This is a genomic window from Pseudomonas lyxosi (assembly GCF_047758685.1).
GTDB classification, from domain to species: Bacteria; Pseudomonadota; Gammaproteobacteria; order Pseudomonadales; family Pseudomonadaceae; genus Aquipseudomonas; species Aquipseudomonas lyxosi.
Window position 1 is genome coordinate 4,022,242 of the sequence record NZ_CP180481.1, and the last position, 26,108, is coordinate 4,048,349.

General features: G+C 60.6%; 23 protein-coding genes. 10 read left to right on the forward strand and 13 right to left on the reverse strand.

What is annotated here, in order from left to right; genetic code table 11:
- Positions 1–79 precede the first annotated feature (79 nt).
- The 3 genes from ACMXYI_RS18555 to ACMXYI_RS18565 form a co-directional block, all read right to left on the reverse strand.
- On the reverse strand, positions 80–754 hold the full coding sequence (locus tag ACMXYI_RS18555; protein ID WP_415768487.1) for a DUF3313 domain-containing protein: 675 nt from the start codon (positions 752–754) through the stop codon (positions 80–82).
- Between the two features lie 146 nt (positions 755–900).
- On the reverse strand, positions 901–1,182 hold the full coding sequence (locus ACMXYI_RS18560) for a DUF3303 domain-containing protein (protein ID WP_415768488.1): 282 nt from the start codon (positions 1,180–1,182) through the stop codon (positions 901–903).
- 240 nt (positions 1,183–1,422) lie between these two features.
- Positions 1,423–1,824, reverse strand: coding sequence for a hypothetical protein (locus tag ACMXYI_RS18565; RefSeq protein ID WP_129436701.1), 402 nt, complete (start codon positions 1,822–1,824; stop codon positions 1,423–1,425).
- Between the two features lie 118 nt (positions 1,825–1,942).
- Between ACMXYI_RS18565 and ACMXYI_RS18570 the strand changes: the two genes are divergently transcribed.
- The 5 genes from ACMXYI_RS18570 to ACMXYI_RS18590 all read left to right on the forward strand — a co-directional run bounded on the left by ACMXYI_RS18570 (position 1,943) and on the right by ACMXYI_RS18590 (position 4,778).
- Positions 1,943–2,713: a DUF2092 domain-containing protein gene (locus ACMXYI_RS18570; protein ID WP_415768489.1), complete on the forward strand. Its 771-nt coding sequence runs from the start codon at positions 1,943–1,945 to the stop codon at positions 2,711–2,713.
- Between the two features lies 1 nt (position 2,714).
- Positions 2,715–3,380 (forward strand): hypothetical protein, encoded by a 666-nt coding sequence (locus tag ACMXYI_RS18575; protein WP_415768490.1) that lies wholly within the window; start codon positions 2,715–2,717, stop codon positions 3,378–3,380.
- A 47-nt stretch (positions 3,381–3,427) separates the two neighbouring features.
- Positions 3,428–3,820, forward strand: coding sequence for a GFA family protein (locus tag ACMXYI_RS18580; RefSeq protein WP_415768491.1), 393 nt, complete (start codon positions 3,428–3,430; stop codon positions 3,818–3,820).
- Between the two features lie 33 nt (positions 3,821–3,853).
- A complete protein-coding gene (locus ACMXYI_RS18585; protein WP_415773921.1) occupies positions 3,854–4,312 on the forward strand; it encodes a metallophosphoesterase family protein in 459 nt (152 codons plus the stop codon).
- 85 nt (positions 4,313–4,397) lie between these two features.
- Positions 4,398–4,778: a RidA family protein gene (locus tag ACMXYI_RS18590; protein ID WP_415768492.1), complete on the forward strand. Its 381-nt coding sequence runs from the start codon at positions 4,398–4,400 to the stop codon at positions 4,776–4,778.
- A gap of 81 nt (positions 4,779–4,859) precedes the next feature.
- Here ACMXYI_RS18590 and ACMXYI_RS18595 read toward each other — a convergent pair whose 3' ends face one another.
- Positions 4,860–6,437, reverse strand: a complete 1,578-nt coding sequence (locus ACMXYI_RS18595) for an aldehyde dehydrogenase (NADP(+)) (protein ID WP_415768493.1) — start codon at positions 6,435–6,437, stop codon at positions 4,860–4,862.
- Between the two features lie 6 nt (positions 6,438–6,443).
- Complete coding sequence (locus ACMXYI_RS18600) at positions 6,444–7,070, reverse strand: isochorismatase family cysteine hydrolase (protein WP_415773922.1); 627 nt, start codon at positions 7,068–7,070, stop codon at positions 6,444–6,446.
- Between ACMXYI_RS18600 and ACMXYI_RS18605 the strand changes: the two genes are divergently transcribed.
- Positions 7,060–7,452, forward strand: coding sequence for a winged helix-turn-helix transcriptional regulator (locus ACMXYI_RS18605; RefSeq protein WP_415768494.1), 393 nt, complete (start codon positions 7,060–7,062; stop codon positions 7,450–7,452). The genes ACMXYI_RS18600 and ACMXYI_RS18605 overlap by 11 nt on opposite strands.
- Here ACMXYI_RS18605 and lipA read toward each other — a convergent pair.
- The 6 genes from lipA to ACMXYI_RS18635 all read right to left on the reverse strand — a co-directional run bounded on the left by lipA (position 7,427) and on the right by ACMXYI_RS18635 (position 16,100).
- A complete protein-coding gene (gene lipA, locus ACMXYI_RS18610; protein ID WP_415768495.1) occupies positions 7,427–8,443 on the reverse strand; it encodes a lipoyl synthase in 1,017 nt (338 codons plus the stop codon). The genes ACMXYI_RS18605 and lipA overlap by 26 nt on opposite strands.
- Positions 8,444–8,695: 252 nt before the next feature.
- Positions 8,696–9,952, reverse strand: coding sequence for a serine hydroxymethyltransferase (glyA, locus tag ACMXYI_RS18615; protein ID WP_415768496.1), 1,257 nt, complete (start codon positions 9,950–9,952; stop codon positions 8,696–8,698).
- A 142-nt stretch (positions 9,953–10,094) separates the two neighbouring features.
- On the reverse strand, positions 10,095–12,950 hold the full coding sequence (gene gcvP / locus ACMXYI_RS18620) for an aminomethyl-transferring glycine dehydrogenase (protein WP_415768497.1): 2,856 nt from the start codon (positions 12,948–12,950) through the stop codon (positions 10,095–10,097).
- A 10-nt stretch (positions 12,951–12,960) separates the two neighbouring features.
- Positions 12,961–13,338 (reverse strand): glycine cleavage system protein GcvH, encoded by a 378-nt coding sequence (gcvH, locus tag ACMXYI_RS18625; protein ID WP_415768498.1) that lies wholly within the window; start codon positions 13,336–13,338, stop codon positions 12,961–12,963.
- A 281-nt stretch (positions 13,339–13,619) separates the two neighbouring features.
- Positions 13,620–15,128, reverse strand: a complete 1,509-nt coding sequence (locus ACMXYI_RS18630) for a sigma-54-dependent transcriptional regulator (protein ID WP_415768499.1) — start codon at positions 15,126–15,128, stop codon at positions 13,620–13,622.
- A 57-nt stretch (positions 15,129–15,185) separates the two neighbouring features.
- Complete coding sequence (locus ACMXYI_RS18635) at positions 15,186–16,100, reverse strand: LysR family transcriptional regulator (protein WP_415768500.1); 915 nt, start codon at positions 16,098–16,100, stop codon at positions 15,186–15,188.
- Between the two features lie 151 nt (positions 16,101–16,251).
- Here ACMXYI_RS18635 and speB point away from each other — a divergent pair, with 151 nt between their 5' ends.
- The 4 genes from speB to betA all read left to right on the forward strand — a co-directional run bounded on the left by speB (position 16,252) and on the right by betA (position 22,157).
- Positions 16,252–17,256 (forward strand): agmatinase, encoded by a 1,005-nt coding sequence (gene speB / locus ACMXYI_RS18640; RefSeq protein ID WP_415773923.1) that lies wholly within the window; start codon positions 16,252–16,254, stop codon positions 17,254–17,256.
- Between the two features lie 27 nt (positions 17,257–17,283).
- The gene (locus ACMXYI_RS18645; RefSeq protein WP_415768501.1) at positions 17,284–18,792 is read left to right on the forward strand and encodes an aldehyde dehydrogenase family protein; all 1,509 of its coding nucleotides are present in this window, start codon (positions 17,284–17,286) and stop codon (positions 18,790–18,792) included.
- Positions 18,793–18,897: 105 nt separating this feature from the next.
- Entirely contained in the window at positions 18,898–20,466 is a 1,569-nt protein-coding gene (locus ACMXYI_RS18650) for a purine-cytosine permease family protein (protein ID WP_415768502.1), read from the forward strand.
- A gap of 2 nt (positions 20,467–20,468) precedes the next feature.
- The gene (gene betA, locus ACMXYI_RS18655) at positions 20,469–22,157 is read left to right on the forward strand and encodes a choline dehydrogenase (RefSeq protein ID WP_415768503.1); all 1,689 of its coding nucleotides are present in this window, start codon (positions 20,469–20,471) and stop codon (positions 22,155–22,157) included.
- Positions 22,158–22,249: 92 nt separating this feature from the next.
- Here betA and ACMXYI_RS18660 read toward each other — a convergent pair whose 3' ends face one another.
- Both ACMXYI_RS18660 and potE read right to left on the reverse strand, forming a co-directional pair.
- Entirely contained in the window at positions 22,250–24,535 is a 2,286-nt protein-coding gene (locus ACMXYI_RS18660; protein WP_415768504.1) for an Orn/Lys/Arg decarboxylase N-terminal domain-containing protein, read from the reverse strand.
- A 2-nt stretch (positions 24,536–24,537) separates the two neighbouring features.
- Positions 24,538–25,941, reverse strand: coding sequence for a putrescine-ornithine antiporter (gene potE, locus ACMXYI_RS18665; protein WP_415768505.1), 1,404 nt, complete (start codon positions 25,939–25,941; stop codon positions 24,538–24,540).
- Between the last annotated feature and the right edge of the window lie 167 nt (positions 25,942–26,108).

The following is a 26,108-nucleotide window of genomic DNA, read 5'->3' on the forward strand; positions in this document are numbered from 1 at the left end:
CTGCGATCTTGGCGACGGTTGTTACACCGACAAAATCAAGATCAAAAGATCGCAGCCTGCGGCAGCTCCTACGGGGGTGTTACTTGATAAATGCTTGTAGATCACTGGTCAGCTTGTCGATCGCCACTTTGAAATCCTTGGTGGTGATCTTCTGGCTGGCGTTTTCCAGTGTGCTGCCGAAGACTTTGCGCACGACTTTGGCCACAGTCTGGTTGTTGCTGGCGTCGACAAACTCGGCTTCGATGAACAGTGTGGTGTCCTGATCGCGATGACCACTGGCAGCGGAAACACCCCCCACGACGGCGGCAACCGGCACCACTTCATACCATTTCATGCCTTCGTTTTCAGCGTTCACCCCGGTGATCGCCGCGCGCATGATCAGGGTTTTTGAACCGGCCGGCGCTGATTTTTCGCTCGACACTACCCGATATTTCTGGCCCAGCACGCCTTTGGCCTTGCTGGTCATGTAGCTCTGCAACTCGTCCAGGGTTTGCCGGTTAACCCGCTCATTGGGCTTGGGCGCCGGGTAGAGCTCCAGCTTGTTGAAGACCACGGTGTTATAGGCATCCGGATTCCAGGACGGGCTCACCCAGCGCATGGCTGTTTCGCCGCTGGTGGTGGTGACCTGCTGCAAGTTGTTGTAGTTGGACAGGAAGCCGGAATACTGCTCACGCTCGGTGACTTTCGAGGTGCAACCGCCGAGCAGCAGGCTGGCCAGCGCAGCGCCGATAAACAGCTTTCGGGACAGATTCATTGTGGTATGTGCTCCATGGATTTATGTCGGTGACCTGATTCAGAGCATAGGTGGCCGGCCGCAATGCGCCAGAATTCGCCCATGGGAAAATAAAAGTTCGTGCGAGGAGGGCATGAGGCGGCGAGCCCGGCTCGCCGCCCCAACAACTATTGCTTGCCGACAGCGGCCGCAAGCAGCGGGGCTATCTGTTCATCGGTCAGTGCCGCCTGGACCTCCATGGTCATGAGGTCGCTCCATTCCAGCACCCACTTCTGAATGGCTGCCGGATCACTGGCCTCTGCCACGCCAAAACCGGATGCACCACCGACGGCGTGCCAGCGTCCCAGCATTTTGACGCCAGCGGGTGGAGCCCCCCCGGTCTTGAGGAACCGCTCGATCGCGCTGTTACGATTTGCCGAACTGATAGACCAATTGACTATGAATAACATTTGCCACCTCCTGCTACGGATTGGCACCTGTTGCTCTTCGCGCACCTGGTTGGTGCCGAGACCACGATCACGCTTGAGTTTCCAGCTTCATCCCTGACTGGCTTGAAACCATTGCTCCCATGAGAAGGCATAGCAGCGGGCCAGGCTCTGCGTATGACCGCTGATCCTGTTTCGTTGCCTTTTTATCAGTCCGTGGATGACGCCTGTATCACCAACGATACAAGGTTCATCAGGCTGATTTCACGCGTCGCGCAACAGGTCGTTGGCGTTGAGCAGCTCGTAGGCAATCTCCGGGCGCTTCTCCAGTGCGCGGCGAATCGCGGCCGGGATCGACTGGCGGGTTTTGCGGCATAGCCCCGGTTGTTCGCCGAGGTTAATACCGATACCGCGCATGGTGCGTACTTCGTTGAAACTGGGAACGATGTCCACGCGGATGCCCAACTGCTCGTACATTCGCTGTTGCAGGCGTTCCAGATCACTCAGGCTCTGGAGGTTTTCCAGGCGTTCGACCAGGCGCTTTTCCTCTGAACGGGTCAGAAACAGGATGCGCACGTCCGCCCCCGGTGTTTCCAGCAGCGGGTCACGCCCGCAGTCGCAGGCGCCGGGTGGGCAGGGTTGGCGGATCGGAGGCGTGGTGGTCATGGGGTTCAATCATAGAGTGGTCCAATCGGGTTTGCCCATAGGGCTTTTTGCCCTTCTGGCGAACGGGTCACGTCGGGTCTAGGCTTAAGAGTCGTGCACAGGCCCAGGAGCGGGTTCAATGAAAGCCAACGCGAGCGTTTTCTGCCTGTTGTTCACCCTGGTGCTGGCCCCGGGCGCTCGTGCCGACGATCCGCCAACACCGGACGCCACCCCGACGATCAACCCGCAAGTCGTCGATAAACTCATCGATATGGGTACCTACCTACGCAGTCTGCCGACGTTTCAGGTCGACGCCGAAGTGTCCCGGGATACCGTTCTGGAGTCTGGCCAGAAGATCAAGACCGAGGCCTCTACTGTGTTGAAAGTGGTGGGTCGCGATCGGATGTATGCCAAGACGGAAGGCGATGTTCGAACGCGAGAGTTCTTCTACAACGGCAAGAAACTGACCCAGTATTCGCCGTTTCTCAAGTACTACACCACCGTGGATGCGCCGCCTGAAGTCTCCGATACGCTGCACTTGATAGAAAACCATTACGGGATTCAGGTGCCCATGGAGGACCTGTTTCTGTTTGGCAGCGATCAGGCACAGATCGATGCGCTGAAAGAGGCGCTGTATGTCGGCCCGTCGACGATCAAGGGGCAACTGTGTGATCACCTCGCCTTTCGGCAGGAGGGTGTTGACTGGCAGTTGTGGATCACCCGATCCGACAAGCCACTGCCGTGCAAACTGGTGATCACCACCACCGATGAACCGGGTTTTCCGGAATACAGCGCGGTGTATCGCTGGAACCTGAAACCGGCCATCAAGGACTCGATCTTCACCTTTGCACCGCGCAAGGGCGATGTGGCGATTCCTTTGAAGAAAGCCAGCGGTCAGGGAGGGGAATGACATGAACAGGACGATGTCGTGGAGCCTGTTGTTATCGCTCGTAACCACCTCGGTACTGACGCTGAGCCTGGTCACTTATGTGGATGCCCGACCCCAGCGCGCCCAAGGGCACGCCAGGGCATCAGTCAATCGTGCGCCGCCGCCCTCGGCCCAAAGGGCTCAGCGCATCAACACCGGCAATACCGCGCAACGCGCTACCAACGTCAATGCGGGCAATCGGGCCAATGCTGGCAACAGAGTCAATTCTGGAAACCGGGCCAATGCCGGCAACAGAGTCAATTCTGGAAACCGGGCCAATGCCGGCAACACAGTCAACTCTGGAACTCGGGCCAATACCGCAAACACGGTCGGCAACCGAACCAACGTCAACAACAGCAACCGTAACGTCAACATCGACAACAGCCGTGACGTGGACATCGACGTAGACGGGAATGGTCGCTATGGCTACGACGATCACTACCATCCGATCGCCACGGCGGCGGCCGTCACCGCAACGGTCGCGGTGACAGCAGCGGTGGTCGGATCGATCTTCACGCCTGCGCAACTGCCCCCCAGTTGCGTGCAAGTCATCCAGTACAACACGGCTTACATGCAGTGCGGTTCAACCTGGTATCAACCGCAGTATCAGGGCAGCGATGTGACTTATGTCGTGGTGAATGCGCCTTGAGTCGGGGGGATCATCTTCCGACCGCTTGATTTCAGAGGAGACGCAGCATGGAGCGATTCACGGGTGGTTGCCTGTGCGGCAACGTCCGAATTGAGGCGTCGGGACTCCCGTATCGGGTCGGCCTTTGTCACTGTCTCGATTGCCGCAAGCATCATGGGGCGCTTTTTCATGCTTCCGCGATATTCCCTCAGAGTGCGGTGACGATCGAAGGCGAAACACGCGACTACGCCGGGCGGTTTTTCTGTCCCCGCTGCGGCTCGTCGGTTTTTTCGCGCACCGACGACGAAATCGAAGTGAACCTGGGGGCCCTGGATGCCCCTGACCAACTGATGCCAACCTACGAAAGCTGGACCGTGCGTCGCGAGTCCTGGTTGCCGCCGTTTCCGCTCACGAGACGATACGAGCGAGATCGTGACGCCACGGGTCGGTTTGAGGAGTAGGTGCCGATGCTTGAACCGGTTCTGGAGCGCTGCATGAAAGTGGGCGTGATTTCCGATACCCATGGCTTGCTCCGCGCCGAAGCCCTCGCTGCACTGCAGGGTTGTGAACGGATTATTCACGCGGGCGACATCGGCAGCCCCGAAATCCTCGATCAACTGGCATCAATAGCCCCGTTGCACGTGGTCCGCGGGAACAATGATCTGGACGCCCCTTGGGCGGAAAATCTCGCTGACTGCCTATGTTTCGACCTGAACGGATGGCAGGTCTTTCTGGTACATGACAGTGCCGATGTCCCAGCCGTGCTTGATGCAGGCATAAAGCTGGTGATCACCGGCCACTCGCACAAGCCCCGCATAGAATGGCGCGGCGAACAGCTACACCTCAATCCCGGCAGCGCGGGACGCCGGCGCTTCAAGCTGCCGGTGACGCTGGCTCTGCTTGAGGTGCATGAGACCTCAATTGAGCCGCGTCTGATCTCGCTACTGGAATGACCTTTCCCTGGATTGTAGTTTTTGCTGAGTTTTCCAGCCGCTATATACTCGACGGCCCCTTTACCCCTTCAAGCAAGAGATCCCCATGGCAAACCACGACATCACCTTCCTCCCCGACCCTGATCCGGAATCCATCTCCTCGGATGTCGCCGGTTTCGGCGGTCTACTGGTCTCCACTCAGATCCCCACCCGCGCCGACGGCAGCCTGGAACTGGGCGACATTACCCTGCAGAGCGAATGCACCCTGCAGGCACTCAAGGTTGCGCTGGAAAATGCCGGCAGTTCCATGGACCGGGTTCTGCATCTGACCATCTACCTCACCGATATGGCCGACCGCGCCGCGTTCAACGTGGTCTACCAGCGCTTCTTCGCCAAGCCCTGGCCGGTTCGGGCCGCCGTTGGCATGGCCTCCCTGGCGGTTGAAGGCATGCGCGTGGAAGTCACTGCGATGGCGGCCAAGGGCTAAGTCCGCGGACTTGTCCGACGGTCCCGCTCAACGAGCGGGCGCCACCGGGCGGGTTGGCAAAGACTGCGTCAAGGCTGGCTTTTATTGGCCGTCTACGAGGCGAGGCAGCCCCAAGGGATTAACCTCGCGCAATGACTCAGGCAATAGCGCATCAGGAAAACCCTGGTAAGACACCGGGCGCAAAAAGCGTTCAATCGACGTCATGCCAACCGAGGTGAAGCGGCTGTCCGACGTTGCCGGAAACGGTCCACCGTGGACGGTGGCGAAAGACACCTCCTGAGGATGCGCGAAGGCGTTGACAACGATTCGCCCGGTGCGCCGCTCCAGGACCGGCAGCAAGCGATGAGCCAGTGGCATATCGCGCTCATCAAGCTGTATGGCGGCGCTGAGCTGGCCCTTGAGCGAGCGAGCGACGGCGAGCAGTTCATCCTCATCCTTGACGTTCACCAGCAGTGCTGAAGGACCGAATACTTCTTGCGCAAGTACCGTCTCGGTCAGGAAACGTTGGCCGTCGACTTCATGCAACACCGATCGGCCATCAAAATCCGCACTGCAAGCCAAGCCTTCGGCGACGCGATTTGCACCGACGCTCTCCATTGCGGCGAGGCCGCCCAAGTAGGACGCATGAATACCCGGCGTCAGCATCGTGCGCGCCGATGCTTCGGTGACGCGCTTGACCATGGTGGCGCGCAGCGCTTCAAAACCAGCTCCATTGATCGCGATAAGGAGGGCGGGTCTGAGGCAGGCTTGCCCCACATTGACCAGCATGCGCTCGATAAAGCCATCACCGATTTGCGCTCCACGCGCAGCCAGCGCATGGGACAGGATGAACGTGGGGTTGACGCTGGTCATTTCGGTGAACACGGGAATGGGATCGGGGCGTTGCTGCGCACGCCGGTACAGCGCCATGCCGCCACCCTCCGAGCCGGTGAACGTCACGGCCTTGATCAGCGGATGATCGACCAAGGCTTCGCCGATTGTGTTGCCACTGCCACTGCCACTGCCACGCACCATCGAGAAAACACCCTCAGGCAGTCCGTTCTCTTGCAACGCCTTGCGGATGGCACGCGCCTGAATTTCTGATGCGCCTGGGTGAGCGTTATGCGCCTTCACGATGACGGTCGCGCCTGCTGCCAACGCTGAAGCGGTATCGCCACCTGCGACCGAATATGAAATGGGAAAGTTGCTCGCACCGAAAATAGCCACCGGGCCGATCGCCATTTTCTGAAGTCGATGATCCATGCGTGGGCGAGGCTGACGATGAGGCTGCGCCGGATCGATGGCCAACTGGAGAAAGCGTCCTTTGCGTACGACCTCCGCGAATTGGCGAAACTGGGTGGCGGCTTTTGCCGCTTCGCCCTCAAGCTGAGCCTCAGGCAGGCCCGTTTCGAGCGCGGCCCGTGCGGCAAGCTCATGGCGGACAGCGTCGAGATTGTCGGCAATGCTTACCAGAAATGCCGCGCGCCCGGCGAGCGAGGTATGGCTGTAACGGTCGAGTGCCTCCTCGGCGAGCGTCGCAGCCTGGTCGACTTCCGCCACGCCACCGAACGCGAAATCCGGTTCGATCAACTGGTTGGTTGCGGGGTTGAGCGCCTTCATCGTCCCTTCAGTGGCCGGGACTTCGTTTGCACCAATGATGAGGTTTCCAGTCAATTTCATAGTGTGTTACCCCTGCTGTGCCAGGGACGCGATCAGCTCGTCCGTCGCCACAATGGCGTGGGCGAACGTGGGACCGTTGAGTTCATGCGCGGCATGCATCATTTCCGGTTTGAAGGCAGCGGTCGCATCACGCACCAGTGTGACGTGGTAACCGAGTTCCACGGCGTAGCGCGCTGTTGCCTCGATGCAGGTATTCGCCAGCAGGCCAACGATGATCACGTGCGTGATGCCTTTTTGCTTGAGGCGAAAATCAAGGTCGGTATTGGCAAAGCCGCTCGAGCCCCAATGTTCCTTAACGACGATGTCGCCATCCTTTGGCGCGAAATCGGGGTGCCATTCGCCGCCCCATTCCCCGCGTGCGAAGTGATGCATGTGCATGACCTTGCATTGGGTGGGGCTTGGATGATCCCAGCCTTCGTAGTCGCCTTGCTCCCAACGGCGGTGCGGTACGATGACCACCGGAATATCGAGTGCACGGACGGCGCGGTCGAGGGCGCGCAGATTGTCGAGCAGGCCGACTTGCTCGGCAATCGGTTCGATCAAGGGGTAGACCTTTCCGCCTTCCGACAGGAAATCATTGTAAGGATCGACCAGCAGATACGCGGTTCTGTTGAGGGGATAAATGGCCGAGATCCAGGCGCAGACCGGAGGAACCCCGCAAATGATCGCGGCGCGCCTGAAAAATATGGAGGCTGATGGACTCGTCGCACGCCGTCCTTACAACGAGCGGCCGCCACGCTACGAATATCACCTCACCCCGAAAGGGCAGGCCTTCTATTCTGTGGTGCTTGCACTGCGCGCCTGGGGAGAAACCTGGTGCAAGTCGCCGGAGGAGGGGCTGGCAGTCGTTTACACCCACAAAACCTGTGGCCAGCCCGCAGGGCTAGGGCCGCTTTGCGAACATTGCGGCGAACTCTTGCGCCGTGAAGAGCTGATCAGCGAGCCGAGCGCCGCCTACATCGAAGAACGAAACGCACGGCGTGAGGCTTTCAAAGGGGGGCGAATCCAGCAGTAAGGAGGGAATCCACAGTGTTCGTTGCTCCCTTAACTTGTTGGTCTGCATGGTAGGACGAGCGCACCAGAGGACCGGAGGCAACGTTCTTGAAGCCCATCCGCGTACCTTCCTCGGCGAACCAGGCGAACACGTCCGGGTGCACGAAACGCTGGACCGGCAAGTGACTGCGAGACGGTTGCAGGTACTGGCCGAGGGTGAGCATGTCGACATCGTGCTCACGCATGCGCTGCATGACTTCGATGACTTCCTCGTCGGTCTCGCCAAGGCCCAGCATCAGGCCGGATTTGGTGGGTACACGCGGGACCATTAGCTTGAACTTCTGCAGCAGATCCAGCGACCACTCGAAATCCGAACCCGGCCGCGCGGCTTTGTACAGGCGCGGGACGGTCTCCAGATTATGGTTGAACACATCGGGTGGCTCAGTGGCGGTGATCGCCAGGGCAACGTCCATCCGGCCACGATAATCCGGCACCAGGGTTTCCAGCTGCACGCCCGGCGACAGCTTGCGGATTTCGCGCAGGCAATCGACGAAATGCTGGGCGCCGCCGTCGCGCAAGTCGTCGCGGTCCACCGAGGTGATCACCACGTACTTGAGTCGCAGGTCGGCGATGGCCACGGCGAGGTTCATCGGTTCGTCGGCGTCCAGCGGTTTCGGACGGCCGTGGCCGACATCGCAGAACGGGCAACGGCGGGTGCAGATGTCACCCATGATCATGAAAGTCGCCGTGCCACCGGAAAAACACTCGCCGAGGTTCGGGCAGGAGGCTTCTTCACAGACGCTGTGCAGCTTGTGTTTGCGCAGCAGCTGTTTGATCCGGTCGACCTCGGGGGAGATCGGTATGCGCACGCGAATCCAGTCGGGTTTGCGTGGGAACTCATCGGTCGGGATGATCTTGACCGGAATTCGCGCGACCTTTTCTGCACCGCGCAGTTTGACCCCGACTTGCATTTTTACCGGGCTTTTGCCGGTCGATTCCACAACTTCGCTCATGTCATTTTTCCTTTTTCGCGACTGGGGGGCGGCCCGCACTTTGTAGCAGCTGGCGAAGCCTACGTTCGGCTCTGTAGCAGCTGTCGAGCTTGCGAGGCTGCGTTCGGCTGCGCAGCAGTCGTAAAACCCAAGTGCGAGGTTTTTTTGAAACACCGCATCGTCTGATTTCACGACTGCTGCGCAGCCGAACGCAGCCTCGCAAGCTCGACAGCTGCTACAGATCGCGTTGTGGACCAGCCCTCCCGCTGCAGATCAGTCGCGGTAGACCGGGAAATCGCTGCACATTGCAGCGGCTTGCCGGGCGACGTGGGCCTCGACATCGGCATCGCCGAGGTGATCGAGAATGTCGCAGATCCAGCCTGCCAGCTCGATGCTCTGGGCTTCCTTGAAACCGCGGCTGGTGATCGCCGGCGTGCCGATGCGCAGGCCGGAGGTCACGAACGGCGATTGCGGATCGTTCGGTACGGCGTTCTTGTTCACGGTGATACCGGCACGGCCTAGGGCGGCGTCGGCGTCTTTGCCGGTCAGGCCCTGACGAATCAGGCTGACCAGGAACAGGTGGTTGTCGGTACCGCCCGACACGACGTCGTAGCCTCGATCAATGAAGACTTTAGCCATCGCCTGGGCGTTGCGGATCACTTGCGCCTGATAGGTCTTGAAGGCGGGCTCCAGCGCTTCTTTGAAGCACACAGCCTTGGCGGCGATCACGTGCATCAACGGGCCACCCTGACCGCCGGGGAACACCGCTGAGTTGAGTTTTTTCTCCAGTTCCGGATTGGCCTTGGCCAGGATCAGGCCGCCACGCGGACCGCGCAGGGTTTTGTGGGTTGTGGTGGTGACGACATCGGCAAAGGGAATCGGGTTCGGGTACAGACCGGTCGCCACCAGCCCGGCAACGTGGGCCATATCAACAAACAGGTAAGCGCCGACCTTGTCGGCAATCGCCCGGAAGCGTGGGAAGTCCAGGGTCTTCGAGTAAGCGGAGAAGCCGGCGATGATCATTTTCGGCTGATGCTCGACGGCCAAGCGTTCGACTTCGTCGTAATCGATCAGCCCGGTCGTGGTGTCGATACCGTACTGAACGGCGTTATACAACTTGCCGGAAAAACTCACTTTGGCGCCGTGGGTCAGGTGGCCGCCGTGGGCCAGGCTCATGCCCAACACGGTGTCGCCGGCTTGCAGCAACGCCAGATAGACCGCTGCGTTCGCCTGGCTGCCGGAGTGCGGCTGGACGTTGGCGTAATCGGCGCCGAACAGCTGTTTGGCGCGGTCGATGGCCAGTTGTTCGACCACGTCGACGTGTTCGCAACCGCCGTAATAGCGCTTGCCCGGATAGCCTTCGGCGTACTTGTTGGTCAGGCCGCTGCCTTGCGCTTCCATCACCCGTTGGCTGGTGTAGTTTTCCGAAGCGATCAGCTCGATGTGGTGCTCTTGCCGTGCGTCTTCGGCGTTCATCGCCGCCAGCAGTTCGTCGTCGTAGCCTTTGATCTGGTCGTGCTTGCTGAACATGGTGGAGTCCTCTTTTTTTGTTCTCTGGATGAGCTGACCCGTAGGAGCAAAGCTTGCTCGCGATGAACGATGACGCGGTTCATCAGGCGGACCGTGAAACGGCTATCGCGAGCAAGCTTTGCTCCTACAGGGGGTGGTGATTTCAGGCGTCCTGGTAGTCGGCAATCGACGGGCAGGCGCAGATCAGGTTGCGATCACCGAACACGTTGTCGACGCGACCGACGGGCGGCCAGTATTTGGCGTCGATCAAGGTTTCGAGTGGGTAAACGGCTTGCTCACGGCTGTACGGATGCGTCCACTCGCCGACGATTTCCGCCGCGGTGTGCGGGGCGTTTTTCAGCGGGTTGTCGTCCTTGTCCAGGGTGCCGTTTTCCACCGCGCGGATTTCTTCGCGGATGCGGATCATGGCGTCGCAGAAGCGGTCCAGTTCTTCCTTGGATTCGCTTTCGGTCGGCTCGATCATCAGCGTGCCGGCGACCGGGAACGACATGGTCGGGGCGTGGAAGCCGAAGTCGATCAGGCGCTTGGCGACGTCATCGACACTGATGCCGCTGCTGTCTTTCAGCGGACGCAGGTCGAGGATGCATTCGTGTGCCACCAGGCCGTTGCTGCCGGTGTAGAGCACCGGGTAATGCTCTTCGAGGCGGCGGGAAATGTAGTTGGCATTGAGGATCGCCAGTTGCGACGCGCGCTTCAGACCCGCGCCACCCATCATCCGAATGTACATCCAGGTGATCGGCAAAATGCTCGCGCTGCCGAACGGTGCGGCGCAGACCGCGCCTTCCTTGCGCTCCATCTGCGCGTGGCCCGGCAGGAACGGGGTCAGGTGCGATTTCACGCCAATCGGGCCGACGCCCGGGCCGCCACCGCCGTGGGGGATGCAGAAAGTCTTGTGCAGGTTCAGGTGCGACACGTCGCCGCCGAACTTGCCCGGGGCGCAGAGGCCGACCATCGCGTTCATGTTGGCGCCGTCGATGTACACCTGGCCGCCGTGGTCATGGATGATGCCGCAGATTTCGCGGATGCCTTCTTCGAACACGCCGTGGGTCGACGGGTAGGTGATCATCAATGCCGCGAGGTGTTCGCGGTGCTCGATGGCCTTGGCGCGCAGGTCTTCGATGTCGACGTTGCCGCGGGCATCGCAGGCGGTGACGACCACGCGCATGCCGGCCATGTTGGCGGTGGCCGGGTTGGTGCCGTGGGCGGACGAGGGGATCAGGCAGATGTCGCGACGGTCTTCGCCACGGCTCTGGTGATAGGCGCGAATCGCCAACAGGCCAGCGTATTCACCCTGGGAACCGGCGTTCGGTTGCAGCGAGATCGCGTCGTAACCGGTGGCGGCGCAGAGCATCGCTTCCAGCTCAAAGGTCAGTTGCTGGTAGCCGGCGCTTTGCGCGGCCGGGGCGAACGGGTGCAGGGCACCGAATTCGGCCCAGGTCACCGGGATCATTTCGCTGGCGGCGTTGAGTTTCATGGTGCAGGAGCCCAGCGGGATCATGGTGCGATCCAGCGCCAGGTCCTTGTCCGCCAGCTTGCGCAGGTAGCGCATCAGCTCGGTTTCCGAGTGGTAACGGTTGAACACCGGGTGGCTGAGGATCGGCGACTGGCGCAGCAGCGCGGCCGGGATGGTGCTGTGCACGGTGGCAGCCAATGCCGCGAAGTCCGGCAGGTTTTGGCCGTCGGCCAGCAGGGCCCACAGGGTTTCCACGTCCGCTTGCGAGGTGGTTTCGTCGAGGGACAGACCCAGACGTTCGGCATCGACCACGCGCAGGTTGATCTGCTGGGCACGGGCCTGGTCGTGCAGCTTGGCGGTGTTGGCGCCGGTCTTGAGGGTCAGCGTGTCGAAGAAGCTGGCTTGCTCGACGTTCAGACCGATGGTTTTCAAGCCTTGGGCCAGAATCGCGGTCAGGTGATGCACGCGATTGGCGATCTGCGTCAGGCCTTTCGGACCGTGGTACACGGCGTACATGCTGGCGATGTTGGCCAGCAGCACTTGCGCGGTGCAGATGTTGCTGGTGGCCTTCTCGCGACGGATGTGTTGCTCGCGGGTCTGCATCGCCAGGCGCAGCGCCGGCTTGCCGAAACGGTCGACGGAGACACCGACCAGACGGCCCGGCATGTCGCGCTTGAACGCATCTTTAGTCGAGAAATAGGCGGCGTGCGGGCCACCGAAACCCAGCGGCACGCCGAAGCGTTGCGCGCTGCCGATGGCCACGTCGGCGCCGAACTCGCCCGGCGGGGTGAGCACGGTCAGGGCCAGCAAGTCGGCGGCGACCGCCACCAGCGCGTTAGCGGCGTGGAAGCGTTCGGTCAGTTCGCGGTAGTCGAAGACGTCACCGTTGCTCGCCGGGTATTGCAGCAGGGCACCGAAAAACGGCGTCACGTCAGTCAGTTCAAGTTCATCACCCACCACCACGTCGATGCCCAGCGGCTCGGCGCGGGTGCGCAGCACGTCGAGGGTTTGCGGGTGGCAATGCACCGAGGCGAAGAAGGCGTGGCTGCCCTTGTTTTTGCTCAGGCGTTTGCAGAAGGTCATGGCTTCGGCGGCGGCGGTGGCTTCATCGAGCAGCGACGCGTTGGCGATTGGCAGGCCGGTGAGGTCGCTGATCAAGGTCTGGAAGTTCAGCAGCGCTTCGAGGCGGCCCTGGGAAATTTCCGGTTGGTACGGGGTGTAGGCGGTGTACCAGGCCGGGTTTTCCAGCAGGTTGCGCAGGATCGGCGACGGCGTATGGGTGCCGTAGTAGCCCTGGCCGATGTAGGTCTTGAACAGCTGGTTTTTGCCGGCGATGGACTTGATCAAGGCCAGGGCATCGGCTTCGCTCAGGCCGTCTTCGAGGCCGAGGACGCTGGTGCCCTTGATGCTGTCCGGAATGACGCTGGCGCTCAGGGCTTCCAGCGAGTCGAAGCCCAGGCTATTGAGCATGGCTTGCTCGTCGCCGGCGCGCGGGCCGATGTGGCGGGCGATGAATTCATTACGGGTGTCGAGGAAGTTAGTCATGCAGAAGTCCTCAAGCGTCGTCGTGGGTCAGGCGCTCGTAAGCGGCCTGGTCGAGCAGGGCTTCCATTGCGCTGGCATCGCTGGGGCGCATACGGAAGAACCAGCCCTCACCCAGTGCGTCTTCGTTGATCAATTCGGGAGAGCTTTCCAGCGTCGAATTCACCTCGACCACTTCGCCGTCCAGCGGCATGTACACGCTGCTGGCGGCTTTCACCGACTCCAGCACCGCCACCTCATCGCCAGCGCCGAAGGTGCGCAGTTCAGGCACCTGAACGAAGACCACGTCACCCAACGCTTGCTGGGCATACGCGGTGATACCCACGGTGATCAGGCCATCGCGCTCAAGACGCAGCCATTCGTGATCGACGGTAAAACGCAATTCGCTCATATCAACTCCTCATTGTTCAGACTCATCCACTGCTGGTGGCGGATGGCGATGGGCAGGCTCGTGTCGGGCAACGAGCTTGGCTTGAGGGTTGATAGCAAGGGTGGTGCCAATCCGATTAAATCGTTATAAATCAATAGTTTTAATAATATTTCTGGATAATCGACGGAGTGAGTCCGTATTGAAATCAATACAGGTATGCACGGAGGAGGGGACTTAGTGCGGGCCAGGCGAGACGAAAGGTTTTGTCTTGAATTCGATACGCTGTATCGATTTGCAGACAGTCAGGGTTTTCCGGGAATGCCGTACTTACGCAGCCGGATAGCGATCGCACTGTGGGAGGTTTGCAGACGTGCCGCCAGTAACCGGCTGGAGGGATAACTGCTGTAGAGCTGTTCCAGCAGGTTCTTTTCAAACCCTTCGACGGCATCCTCCAGGCTGCCGACCTCACCGTCGTTTTGCCGCTCCACCGCCGTTCTGGCGATGTCGAGGTCGTCAATGTCCACCAGCGGATTTTCGCAAATAGCGGCGGCGCGAAAAATCACGTTTTGCAGTTGCCGCACATTGCCCGGCCAACGGTTACCGAGCAGCGCCGGATAGGTCCCGGGCGCCAGTCGACAGACCGGACGCTGGATTTGCGCGCACGCCTGCTGCATGAAGTGGTTGGCCATCAACAGGATGTCGTGGCCGCGCTCGCGCAACGGCGGTACTTGCAGATTAAGCACATTCAGGCGGTAAAACAGGTCCTCGCGAAAGCTGCCTTCGCTGACCATTTTCTCCAGGTCACGGTGAGTCGCGCTGAGGACGCGCACGTTGACCCTGACCTCACGATCGCCACCCACTCGACGGAAGCAGCCATCGCTTAAAAAACGCAGCAACTTGGCTTGCAAGTAGGGCGACATTTCGCCGACTTCGTCGAGGAACACCGTGCCCTGGTCGGCCAGTTCCAGCAGGCCGAGTTTGCCGCCGCGCTGGGCACCGGTGAAGGCGCCAGCGGCATAGCCGAACAGCTCGCTTTCGGCGAGGCTCTCCGGCAGTGCCGCGCAGTTCAGGGCCAGGAAGGGTGAGTCATGCCGTGTGCTGATCGCGTGGCAGGCACGCGCCACCAACTCTTTGCCGGTGCCGGTTTCTCCCTGAATCAGCAGCGGTGCGTCGAGCGTTGCAACGCGCTGGGCGCGGGCCTTGAGGGTCCGAATCGCCGGTGACTCGCCGAGCAGCGCATCGAAACCTTCGGCATGATCATGATGCAGCGCCGAGAGACGCTCACCGATGCGGTTCGGCTGATACAGAGTCAGCAGGGCGCCGGCATCGGTGATCGGCATGGCGTCCAGCAGCAGCGTCTGGCCACCGAGGCTGACCTCGTGCATGGGCAGGCGAAAACCGTGTTCGATCAACGTCTGTTGCAAAGAGGGATCATCGAAGAGTGCCGTCAACGGCTCACCGGCCGGTTCACGGCCACAGAGTGCGATCAGCGCCGGATTGGCCAGCAGCACATGACCGCGCTCATCCACCGCCAACACCGGGTCGGTGCTGGCCGCCAGCAAAGCATCGAGTTGCAAGCGTCGGCGCTGCCCCGGGAGGATGTCGACCATCGTCACCGCTTGCACGCCCCGCACCCCAAGAAAAGCCTCGCGCAACTCTTCCAGAACATCGGCGCCGAGGGTCGGGGCATCGATGTAAACGTTGGGTGGCACCATCTCGACGGCATCCAGATTGAAACGGCGCCCACCGAGCAGGGCCAGCACTTCCTGGGTGATGCCGACGCGGTCGATGAAGGTGACGTGAATGCGCATAGGGTGGCCTGCAAGGGTTGCGAACAGAATGAGTATGACCGGCACGCGCCGTGTCTGTCAGGTGTTGCCGGTGGTGCGCGAACAGGCGGCCAGATCTTCGAGAAAGGCCTGAAGGATCGGCGGCGGGGCAGTGCCGCGTCGGGTGATCACGTCGAACGGCGACATCAGTTGCAGGCTGGTGGGCGCCAGTTGGTGCATCTCGCCGGTCTTGACCCACTGAGCGGCGAAGTGCATCGGTAGAAAGCCCAGATAGGCGCCGGAGATCAGCAGAATCGCCAGCGCTTCGATGTTGTCCACCGTGGCCGCAGCCTTGCTGACGCCCAGGTGTTCCAGGTCGTATTGCTGCATGTAGCCCCTGACCACAATCCGACTCGCGGCGATCTCTTCGAGCAATTCGTCGCCCTCGGCCTTGCTGCCATACAGCGGATGCCGCCGCCCGCAATACAACCCCAGTGCTTCCTGATACAGCGGCGAGTGCAACAGCCCCGGAACGTAGATCGGGAAGTGCCCGATGGCCAGGTGCAGTCGGCCGTCGAGCACGCGTTCTTCCAGTTCCGCGGGGGTGCCGACGTACACGTTCAGGTGCACATCATGCCCTCTGGATACGAAGCGTTGGGTGGTTCGCGGCAACGGTGAATCGGGATCGGTAATGGTGGTGTCGATGATCCCCAGATTGAGCTTGCCGCTGATGTGCTGCTTGAGCACGTCAGCGTCCATGCAGAAATTTTCGACCGCCGAGAGCAGACGCTGAGTGGCTTCGTGGATCGCCACGCCTTGCTCGGTCAGGCGAAAGCCGCTGCGCCCGCGTTGACAGAGTTTGACCCCGAGTCGGGTTTCCAGATGAGTCATCTGTTCGCTGATGGTTGACTGGCCGGCATTCAACGCCGCCTGCGCGGCAGAGAAACCGCCACACCTGACAATCGTGGCAAACACCCTGAGCAGTTTCAGATCGACATCGTGCAGCTGGATCACCTTGAACCTCCGGCGTGTGGATGCATCGGTAATGCCGATATGAGTATCTGATGTTTAGCATTTTTTCCACGAAAACCTGCGCCCATAGTCATTCCAACGGCGGTCGCCTTCCAAGTCCGCTAGCTGATAACAAGAATTGGAGATGCCTGAAATGTCGAACAACGGTTATGAATCCGGTCGCCTGAACCTGCCATTCGTGGGTCACTGCACCTTTGGCAAATCCCCGGTGTGCACCGATTGGGATGCATTGGATGCGGACGTGGCGGTCCTCGGCGTGCCCAACGACATGGGTACCCAGTGGCGTTCCGGCGCACGCTTCGGACCACGCGGCATTCGTGAGGCATCGACCCTGTTTTCCTTCGGCCATGCCGGCGCCTACGACCACGAAGATGACGTCATGTACCTGACCGCCGCCGACGTGCGCATGGTCGACGTCGGTGACGCCGACATCGTGCACACCGATATGGTCACCAGCAACGAGAACACCGAGTACGCCGTGCGCAAGATTCTGGATGCCGGTGTCATGCCGGTTGTACTCGGTGGCGATCACTCGGTTCACGCCCCGGTGATCAAGGCGTTCGAGGGCCGCGGCCCGATCCACATCATCCACTTCGACGCACACCTGGACTTCGTCGACGAGCGCCACGGAGTTCGCTACGGCCATGGCAACCCGCTGCGTCGCGCGTCCGAAATGAACCACATTGTCGGCATGACCCAGATGGGTATCCGCAACGTGTCGTCGTCCAATCGCGACGACTACGAAGCAGCCCACGCGGCCGGCTCGAAGATCCTTTCGGTCCGTGATGTGCGCCGCCTCGGCGTGGAAGGTGTGCTGGCGTTGATCCCGCAGAACATCAACTACTACATCACCATCGACATCGACGGTTTCGACCCGTCCATCGCCCCTGGCACCGGCACCCCAAGTCACGGCGGCTTCCTCTATTACGAAGTGCTGGAAATCATCCAGGCCCTGGCCAAACGCAGCCAAGGCAACATCGTTGGCATGGATCTGGTCGAGGTTGCACCGGTCTATGACCCTTCCGGCATGACCTCGATTCTGGCGGCGCAACTGCTGCTCAACAGCATCGGTTTCATCTTCCACGAGCGGGCTAAAGCTCGGCAAGTCACGAGCGAAACCACCACGGCCACGGCGTGATCTGACCGCCGCACAGAGGGTATGAAAATGGACACGATCGTTAAGCAGTATTTGCAGAAATTCGGTGTATCCGAAGCCACCCAGACCTTCCTCAGCAAGGTTCAGAAAATGTTCATCGGTGGCGCCTTTGTCGAGGCCAGTGACGGGCAGACATCCGATGTTATTGAACCGTCGACCGAGGGCCTGATCACCCGCATTCCGATGGGCACTACCGAGGATCTGGACCGCGCCGTGCAAGCCGCCCGCGCACAGTTCGACGGTGGCGCCTGGCATCAGGCCAAACCGGCAGAACGCGAGCGGATGATGCAACGCCTGGCGGACCTGATTGAAAGCAACGCCTTTGAGCTGGCGGAAATCGAATCGATCGACATGGGCAAGTCAGTCGCCTTCGCGCGGGATGTCGATATCCAGGGCACCGTCGATACACTGCGTTATTTCGCCGGTTGGGCGACCAAGCTGCATGGCCGGACCGTTGAGCCGTCGTTGCCCGGCAACTACCTGGCCTATACCCGCAAGGAAGCGGTAGGTGTGGTCGGCGCCATCGTGCCCTGGAACTTCCCGCTGCAAACCATGGCCTGGAAGCTCGGCGCGGCGCTGGCAACCGGTTGCACCGTGGTGGTCAAACCCGCCGAACTGACTTCGCTGTCGGCCTTGCGCTTTGCCGAACTGGTGCAGGAAGCCGGCATCCCGGACGGGGTAATCAACATCGTGACCGGACGCGGCAGCGTGGTCGGTGCGGCGATGGCCACGCACCCCGGTATCGACAAGCTCACCTTCACCGGCTCGACCCCGGTCGGCCGTACCGTCGGCCGCGCCGCGCTGGACGAAATGAAGCGACTAACCCTCGAACTCGGAGGAAAATCACCGGTAATCGTATTGGCCGATGCCGACGTGCCGGCCGCCGCCCAGGCCATTGCCAACGGCGTGTTTTTCAACTCCGGTCAGGTGTGTGATGCCGGTACTCGCGCCTACATTCATCGCAGCATCTACGACGAATTCCTGCGCGAACTGATCGCCTACACGCGCACGCTGAAAATCGCACCGGGTCTGGATCCAGACTGCTTCATCAGCCCGTTGGTCTCGGCGTTGCAGAAGGAGCGAGTGACCGACTACATCGAAACCGGCAAGCAAGAGGGCGCCGAACTGGTCTATGGCGGCCAGCCTGTCGAGGGCCCCGGCTTCTTCGTCGAGCCGACCATTTTTGCCCATTGCCGCAACGATATGCGCATCGTCCAGGAAGAGATCTTTGGGCCGGTGCTGGTCACCGCACCGTTCGACGATGAAGAAGAGGCCCTGGCCCTGGCCAATGACTCGCCTTACGGCCTGGCGGCCGCACTGTATTCCAATGACCTTGGAAAGGTGCACAGCCTGATCCCGCGGTTGAAAGCGGGTTCGGTCTACGTCAACGCCCACGGCACTCTCGACCCGTCAATGCCGTTCGGTGGCTACAAGCAGTCCGGGTTCGGCAAGGACCTGGGCGCGGAGCAGCTCGATTACCTGCTCGAAACCAAGGCGGTCTGGATCACGCTCCCCTGAGTCATGGCTGACTCAACCCCTGTGGGAGCTCGCTCCCACAGGTGCGTCGTTTACCCAAAAGAACGCAGTTATCTCGTCATGATCTTCCAAAAATAAGAGTACATCATGAACATTGACGCCAAAGCCGCCCCAAGCGTGTCTCTCCTCGACGACAAACCTATCGTCGAAGGGCATTCAATCGATTTCATCCCGGAGAACGAGCGCACCGACAAACTGTCGAGCCAGGGACCGTTCTGGTTCCTCGGCAATTTCACCTTCTTCACCATGACCATTGGCTTCGTCGGTCCGAGCGTCGGCCTGACCGCGCTCTGGACCACACTCGCCGGCACGCTGGGCATCATGTTCGGCACGCTGTTCATGGCGTTTCACGGTTCGCAAGGCCCGCACCTTGGCCTGCCGCAGATGATCCAGTCCCGTGCGCAGTTCGGCTATCGCGGTGTGATCCTGGTGCTGCTGGCGACGCTGTTTGTGTTCGCCGGTTTCAACATCGTTAACCTGGTGTTGATGATGCAGGGGCTGCACACGCTATTCGGCTTCAACCCCGCGGTGATCGCGGTGGCGGTGACGATACCGGCGGCGGTGTTGGCGATCCTCGGGCATGACTGGATGCACCGCAGTTTCAAATGGGCGTTGTACCTGTCGCTTCCGCTTTACGGCCTGGTGACGTTGGCGGTGTTGATGGGCTGGGTTCCCGATGCCGCGGTGCCGGTACTTGCGGCCGGCGAAGTGGCCCCGGCGCCGCTGGGCTTCAACTGGACCGGCTTCATCGCCCAGTTCGCGGCAGCGGCGAGTTACAACATCGCTTACGCCCCGTATGTTTCAGACTATTCGCGTTACCTGCCGAAGAACACCTCCAGCGGCAAACTGATCGCGGTGGTGTTCCTGGGTGCCTCGTTGTCCGGCGCATGGATGATTTCCGTGGGTGGCTGGCTGGCCGATCACCTGCACTCAACTGATGTGCTGGTGGCCCTTGGGCAAGTGGGCAACACGGTGTCGCCGCTGATGGGGACCGTGGTGGTGGTCGTCACGATCCTGGCGTTCCTGCCGGTCATTGCGATGAATATCTACAGCGCGAAGTTGACCACGCTGACCTGCGTCGACTCGATCAAACACATTGAACCGACCCGCAAGGCACGCATTCTGGCGATTGGTTTTGTGATCCTGCTGCAACTGGGCGTGGCCCTGAGCATTCAGAGTTCGGGCAAAGGCCTGTCGGTGTTGGGCATCTACCTGGTGGTGATGCTGTACTTCCTGGTGCCCTGGACCTCGGTCAACCTCACCGACTACTTCTTCGTCCGCAAGGGTCGCTACGCCATCCCGCACTTCTTCATGCCCCACGGCAACATCTACGGCAGCTGGGGCCTGCGCGGCATCGCGGCGTATGCCATCGGCTTCATCTCGATGATCCCGTTCTTCTACATCTACGACGGTGTTGAACAGCGTGAGGTCTATGTCGGCCCGCTCGCCAAAGCGCTCGGCAGCATCGACATCGCCTGGCTCGTCGGGCTGATCGTGTCGGGGCTGGTGTACTACTGGTTCAGCCGCTCGATCGACCTCAAGCGCGAAGAAATCGTCATCCAGCACATCGAAAAAACATCCCCGCAATACACCACCGGCGACACGTTGACCAAGCCGTCGTTGCCCGTTTTCAACAAATCGGCGGTCCGGAGATAATCATGGCTACGCAAAAGTACGACTACATCATCATCGGCGCCGGCTCGGCAGGTTGTGTGTTGGCCAACCGCCTCAGCGAAGACCCAGCCACTTCAGTTCTGGTGCTGGAATTCGGCGGCAGCGATCGTAGTGTGGTGATCCAGATGCCGAGCGCGTTTTCGATCCCGATGAACACCAAGAAGTACAACTGGCGCTACGAAACCGAGCCGGAGCCGTTTCTCAACGGACGTCGTATCCACTGCCCAAGGGGCAAGGTGCTCGGTGGCTCATCGTCAATCAATGGCCTGGTGTACATCCGTGGCCACGCCTATGACTTTGACGAATGGGAGTCGCTCGGTGCAGAGGGTTGGGGCTATCGCAATTGCCTGCCGTATTTCAAGCGGGCCGAGCATTACGAGGAGGGTGGTGACGGCTATCGCGGCAGCACCGGCCCCTTGCACACCACCAACGGCAATCACATGAAAAACCCGTTGTACGGGGCTTGGGTCGAGGCCGGCGCAGAAGCAGGCTACATCAAGACCGAGGACTGCAACGGTTACATGCAGGAAGGTTTCGGCGCGATGCACATGACGGTGAAAAACGGCGTGCGTTGCTCCACGGCCAACGCTTACCTGCGTCCGGCCATGGGGCGTCCGAACCTGACCGTGATCACCCATGCAATGACTCGTCAGATCATCCTTGAAGGCAAGCGAGCCGTTGGCGTCATGTATGACCACGAAGGCCAGACCCATCAGGTGTATTGCAACCGTGAGGTGCTGATTTCCTCGGGTCCAATCGGTTCGCCGCACCTGTTGCAACGCTCCGGTATCGGCCCGGCCGAGGTTCTGCGCAAAGCCGGAATTGGCGTGCGCCATGACCTGCCGGGAGTAGGGGAGAACCTGCAGGATCACGCCGAGGTGTACATCCAGTTCGGCTGCAAGGAACCGGTGACGCTCAATAGCAAAATGGACCCGCTGAGCAAACTGTTGATCGGCCTGCGCTGGCTGTTGTTCAAGGATGGACTCGGCGCCACCAACCATTTCGAGGCCGGTGGTTTCATCCGCTCGGACAAGGGCCTGCGCTGGCCGGACATTCAGTTCCACTTTCTGCCCGCGGCCATGCGTTATGACGGCAACAAACCGATCAAGGGCCATGGCTTCATGGTGCTCACCGGGCCGAACAAACCGAAGAGTCGCGGTTACGTTCGGGTGCGTTCCGCTGACCCTTACGAACATCCAGAGATTCAATTCAACTACCTGCAACGCGAAGAGGACCGCGAAGGCTTCCGCCGCTGCATCCGCCTGACCCGCGAGATCATCGGCCAGCCGTCGATGGACCGCTTCCGCGACGGCGAGATCGCGCCCGGGCCACAGGTGAATACTGATGAAGAAATCGACGCCTTCGTGCGTGAAAACCTCGAAAGCACCTACCATCCCTGCGGCTCGTGCCGCATGGGCGAGGATGAGATGGCAGTGGTTGATTCCGAGCTGCGTGTGCGGGGCATCGCGGGTTTGCGGGTGATCGACTCGTCGGTGTTCCCGACCGAGCCAAACGGCAACCTCAATGCGCCGACCATCATGCTGGCCGAGCGGGCCTCCGATCTGGTTCGTGGGCGCACCATGCTGCCGGCGTCCGATGCGCCCGTCGGGCTTGTCCAGGATTGGGAAACCAGCCAGCGATCATCGTTGCCGGGGCGCAATGTCAGGGTTTGAACCCGACGGGTTAACCGCTCAGGAGAAAACATGTAAAACGGGCGCCTTCAGGGCGCCCGTTTTTTTACTTCGCAACACGTACAGGTGCTAGCTCATTTCAACACCAGCAAGCTATAAACTCCGCCCTCGCTTTCGATCCCGTGGGTGTCATGGGTGAAACCCGGGAAGGATTTGTCGAAGGCTTCCAGCGCCTTGAGATAGGCCAGCAACGGCCCGTCCGCAGGACCGGCGTTTTCACCCGGCATCAGCAATGGAATGCCCGGTGGATACGGCACGATCCCTGTCGCGGCGATACGCCCGGCGGCTTCTTCGAGTGTCACCCGTTCGATGTCGTTTCTGACCAGTTTTTCGTAGGCCTCCACCGGGCTGAACTCGGCTTTCGGCAGTGTGCCGAACGCCTGGGCCATGTTGGCGGTGGTTTTGTGTTTCTTCATGGCGGCGAAGATTTCGTCGGCCAGGTCCTTGAGGCCCATGCCGGCGTAGCGAGTCTGGTTGGCGGCCAGCAGATCCGGCAGGCACAGTTCCAGTTCGACGTTGTCGTCATAGTCGCGTTTGAAGTCGAGCAGGGCATTGAGCAAGGTGCCCCATTTGCCTTTGGTGATACCGATAGAGAACAGGAACAGAATGGTGAAGTCGGTGGTTTTCTCGACCACGATGCCCTGACGTCCCAGGTAGGCCGTGAGCACACAGGCCGGGATGCCCGAGTCGAGCAGGTTGCCGTCGTCGCCCATGCCGGGGCTGAGCACCGAGACCTTGATCGGGTCGAGCATGCAGTAGCCTTCTTCGATGTCACCGAAGCCGTGCCATACCGCGTTGGGATGCAGTACCCAGCAGTTCGGCTCGGTTTTCAACAGCACCGGGTCGACTTCATGGAACGGCACGGTGGCCGCGCCAACCTGCACGGTCGGCGGCTGCCAGCAGGTAAAGAACCAGTCATCCTTGCTCAGCATCTCGTTGTGCATGCGCGAGACGACCTGGCGGAAACTGATGGCTTCTTCGATCGATTCGGTGGTGAGGATCTGCCCGCTGGGCGCTTCCATCATCGCCGAGCTGACGTCGCAGGAGGCCATGATCGCGTAGTTGGGCGAGGTCGAGGCGTGCATCATGTACGACTCGTTGAAGCGCCCGTGTTCGATCGGGTTGCGGCCGTTACGCACGTGAATCATCGAGGCCTGGGAGAGGGCGGCCAGCAACTTGTGGGTCGACTGGGTGGCGAACACGGTCGGCTTCGAGTCGTCGTGATCGTCCGGGCTGCCGTGCATGGCGTGGCGCTCGCGGTACAGCGGGTTGAAACGCGCATAACCGTACCAGGCTTCATCGAAATGCAGACGATCGACGCTTTGCCCCAGCAACTCTTCGACGCGGGTGACGTTGTAAGTCAGGCCGTCGTAGGTGGAGTTGGTGATGATGGCGTGGACGGGTGTCGGGTCGATGCCTTGCTTGACCAGCGGGTTGCTGGCGATAGCGGCTTTCACGCCTTCGGCGCTCAGGGTTTGCGGCAGGATCGGGCCGATGATGCCGTAGCGGTTGCGGGTCGGCACCAGATAAGTCGGAATCGCACCGGACAGGGTCATCGCATGCTCGGCGGACTTGTGGCAGTTGCGGTCACACAGGGCGATCTGATTGCGCGTGACGCTGGCCATGAGGATGACGCGGTTGGACATCGACGAGCCGTTGGTGACGTAGTAGGTGCGGTGGGCCCCGAAAACCTTGGCGGCGTAGCGCTCGCCCTGGCCGATGGGGCCGCTGTGATCGAGCAGCGAACCGAGTTCGCCGACCGAAATCGACAGGTCGGAACGCAGCAGGTTTTCCCCGAAGAATTCGTAGAACGCGCGCCCCGCGGTGCTCTTCAAAAACGCTGTGCCGCCGGCATGTCCAGGGGTGTGCCACGAGTATTCATAGGTTCGGGAAAACTTCACCAACGCCCCGAACATGGGGGGCAATGCGGCTTGGCGATAACGTTCGATGGCCGCCAGGATGCGCCCACTCAGAAAGCGGCTGGTGTCCTCGGGCAACCAGATGAAGTCGTCGGCGTGTTGCATGACCACCAGCGGAATGCTCGACGCGGTGCTGCGGTCGCTAATCAAGAAAACCGGCACCCGGGTGTTGCGTTCACGCAGGCTGACCAGCAGTTGGATGCATTCCTCGTGGCCTTCGCTTTTGTCCATTTCCCAACTGAGCAGTACGCATTGAATGGCCGGGTCCGAGCGCAGGATCGACGTGGCGTCGCTCAGGGTTTCCGACGCCAGCACCCGGACGGCGCGTTCCTCCACATCGTTGATCAACTGATCCAGGGCGCGACCAAAGACGGTGCGTTTGTCCGGCGGGCTGCTGACCAACAGCGTGAGCATTCCGAGCGAATGTCTATATTCCGTCATGATCAAGCCTCCACTCTGACTGCTTGCAAGTTATTGACCGGCACCGGCTCGCCCGTGATGTGCTGAGCGCTGACGGTCTGTGTCGGTACGCTGTTGTTGAGCGCTTCGAGGCGGATCAGACGGTTGTTGACGAAGCCGAACAGCGTGTATCCGAAGATGGTCGCCACGCCGCCGAGCATCAGTGCCTGCGCGCCCGAGCTGTACAGCGCCAGGTAGCTGTAAGCCGCTGCGACCCACGCAATGATGTTGGTTATCAGCGCCGTGCCCGCCGGAACGTTGGAGACCTTTTGAATGGTCATCAACGCGGCCATGGAGAGGATGTAGGGCACCAGGTTGGTGACCACCGCGAGGTTGACGAGGGTGTCGAACTGCTTGCTCAGGTCAGGGCTGATGGTGAGAAAAGCCAGCGCCGTCTGCACTGCCAGCAGCACCAGCATGCCGACAATGGGTGTTCCGGCCTTGTTGGACTTGGCAAAGATCGACAGAAAATAACCGGTGTCCGCGGAGCTTTTGTAGACCTGCGCAATGGTGAATTGCCAGCCCAGCAGCGAACCGATGCACGCCATTACCATCGCGGCCATCACAATGTCGCCGACCAGAGGGGTGAACATCTTGGCAAAGACCAGCCCGAACGGTGCGGTGGAGGAGGCCAGTTCCGGGTTATCGACGATACCGGCGATGACGTTGGTGGAGACGATGTAGATCACCGCTGCGCCGAGGGTGCCGCCGAGTACCGCAATCGGTACGTTCCTCTCCGGATTTTCCACGGCATCGGTGTTGGCGCACGCCGACTCCAGGCCGAGGAATGCCCACAAGGTGATCGCCACCGATGCACCTGCGGCTTCGAACCAGCCCATGTTGTGGGGGTTCCAGCCGGCGGCGTAGACACTGCTGTCGAACCAGAACCAGCCAATGGTGGACACCAGCACCACCGGCGCTATCACCCCCCAAACCGTAATCGCACCGATCCGGCCGGTAATCCGCGCGCCGCCGAAGTTGGCGAACGTGGTGATCCACAACAGAGCGATGGTTGCCAGACCCACTTGCAGTGAACCCAGTTCAACATGGAACAGCTCCTGGATATAGCCGACCGCGGTAATACTGATCGCCACGTTGGCAATCAACAGCGAGAGGCCATAGGTGTAGTTCGTGATGTAGTTGCCCGCCTTGCCGAAGGTGTATTCGGCATAGCCGCCCATGCCCCCGGTCTTTCGGCTGAGCATCCCGCAGCGCGCAAAGGCATAGGCCAGCGCCAGGGAGCCAGTGGCCGTGATCAGCCAGGAAAGGATGGAAATTCCGCCGACTTCGGCAAGTTTTGTGGGGAGCAGCACAATGCCGGAGCCCAACATGTTGACGGCTGTCAACATCGTCAGTTGCCCTACTGTCATTTTCTTTGCGGCTGACATTCCGTTGCCTCATTGGTTGGCGGGAAAGAGTGTTAGCTATAGCAAAGGATTGAAATGCCGCAAGAAACGTCCGTACGACACGGAGAAAACAAGCTATAGCGCATTTAAGGCATTTTGCTGGCCCCGAAGACTGAAACTTTTGACCAAAATCAATTTATTTTCAGTTA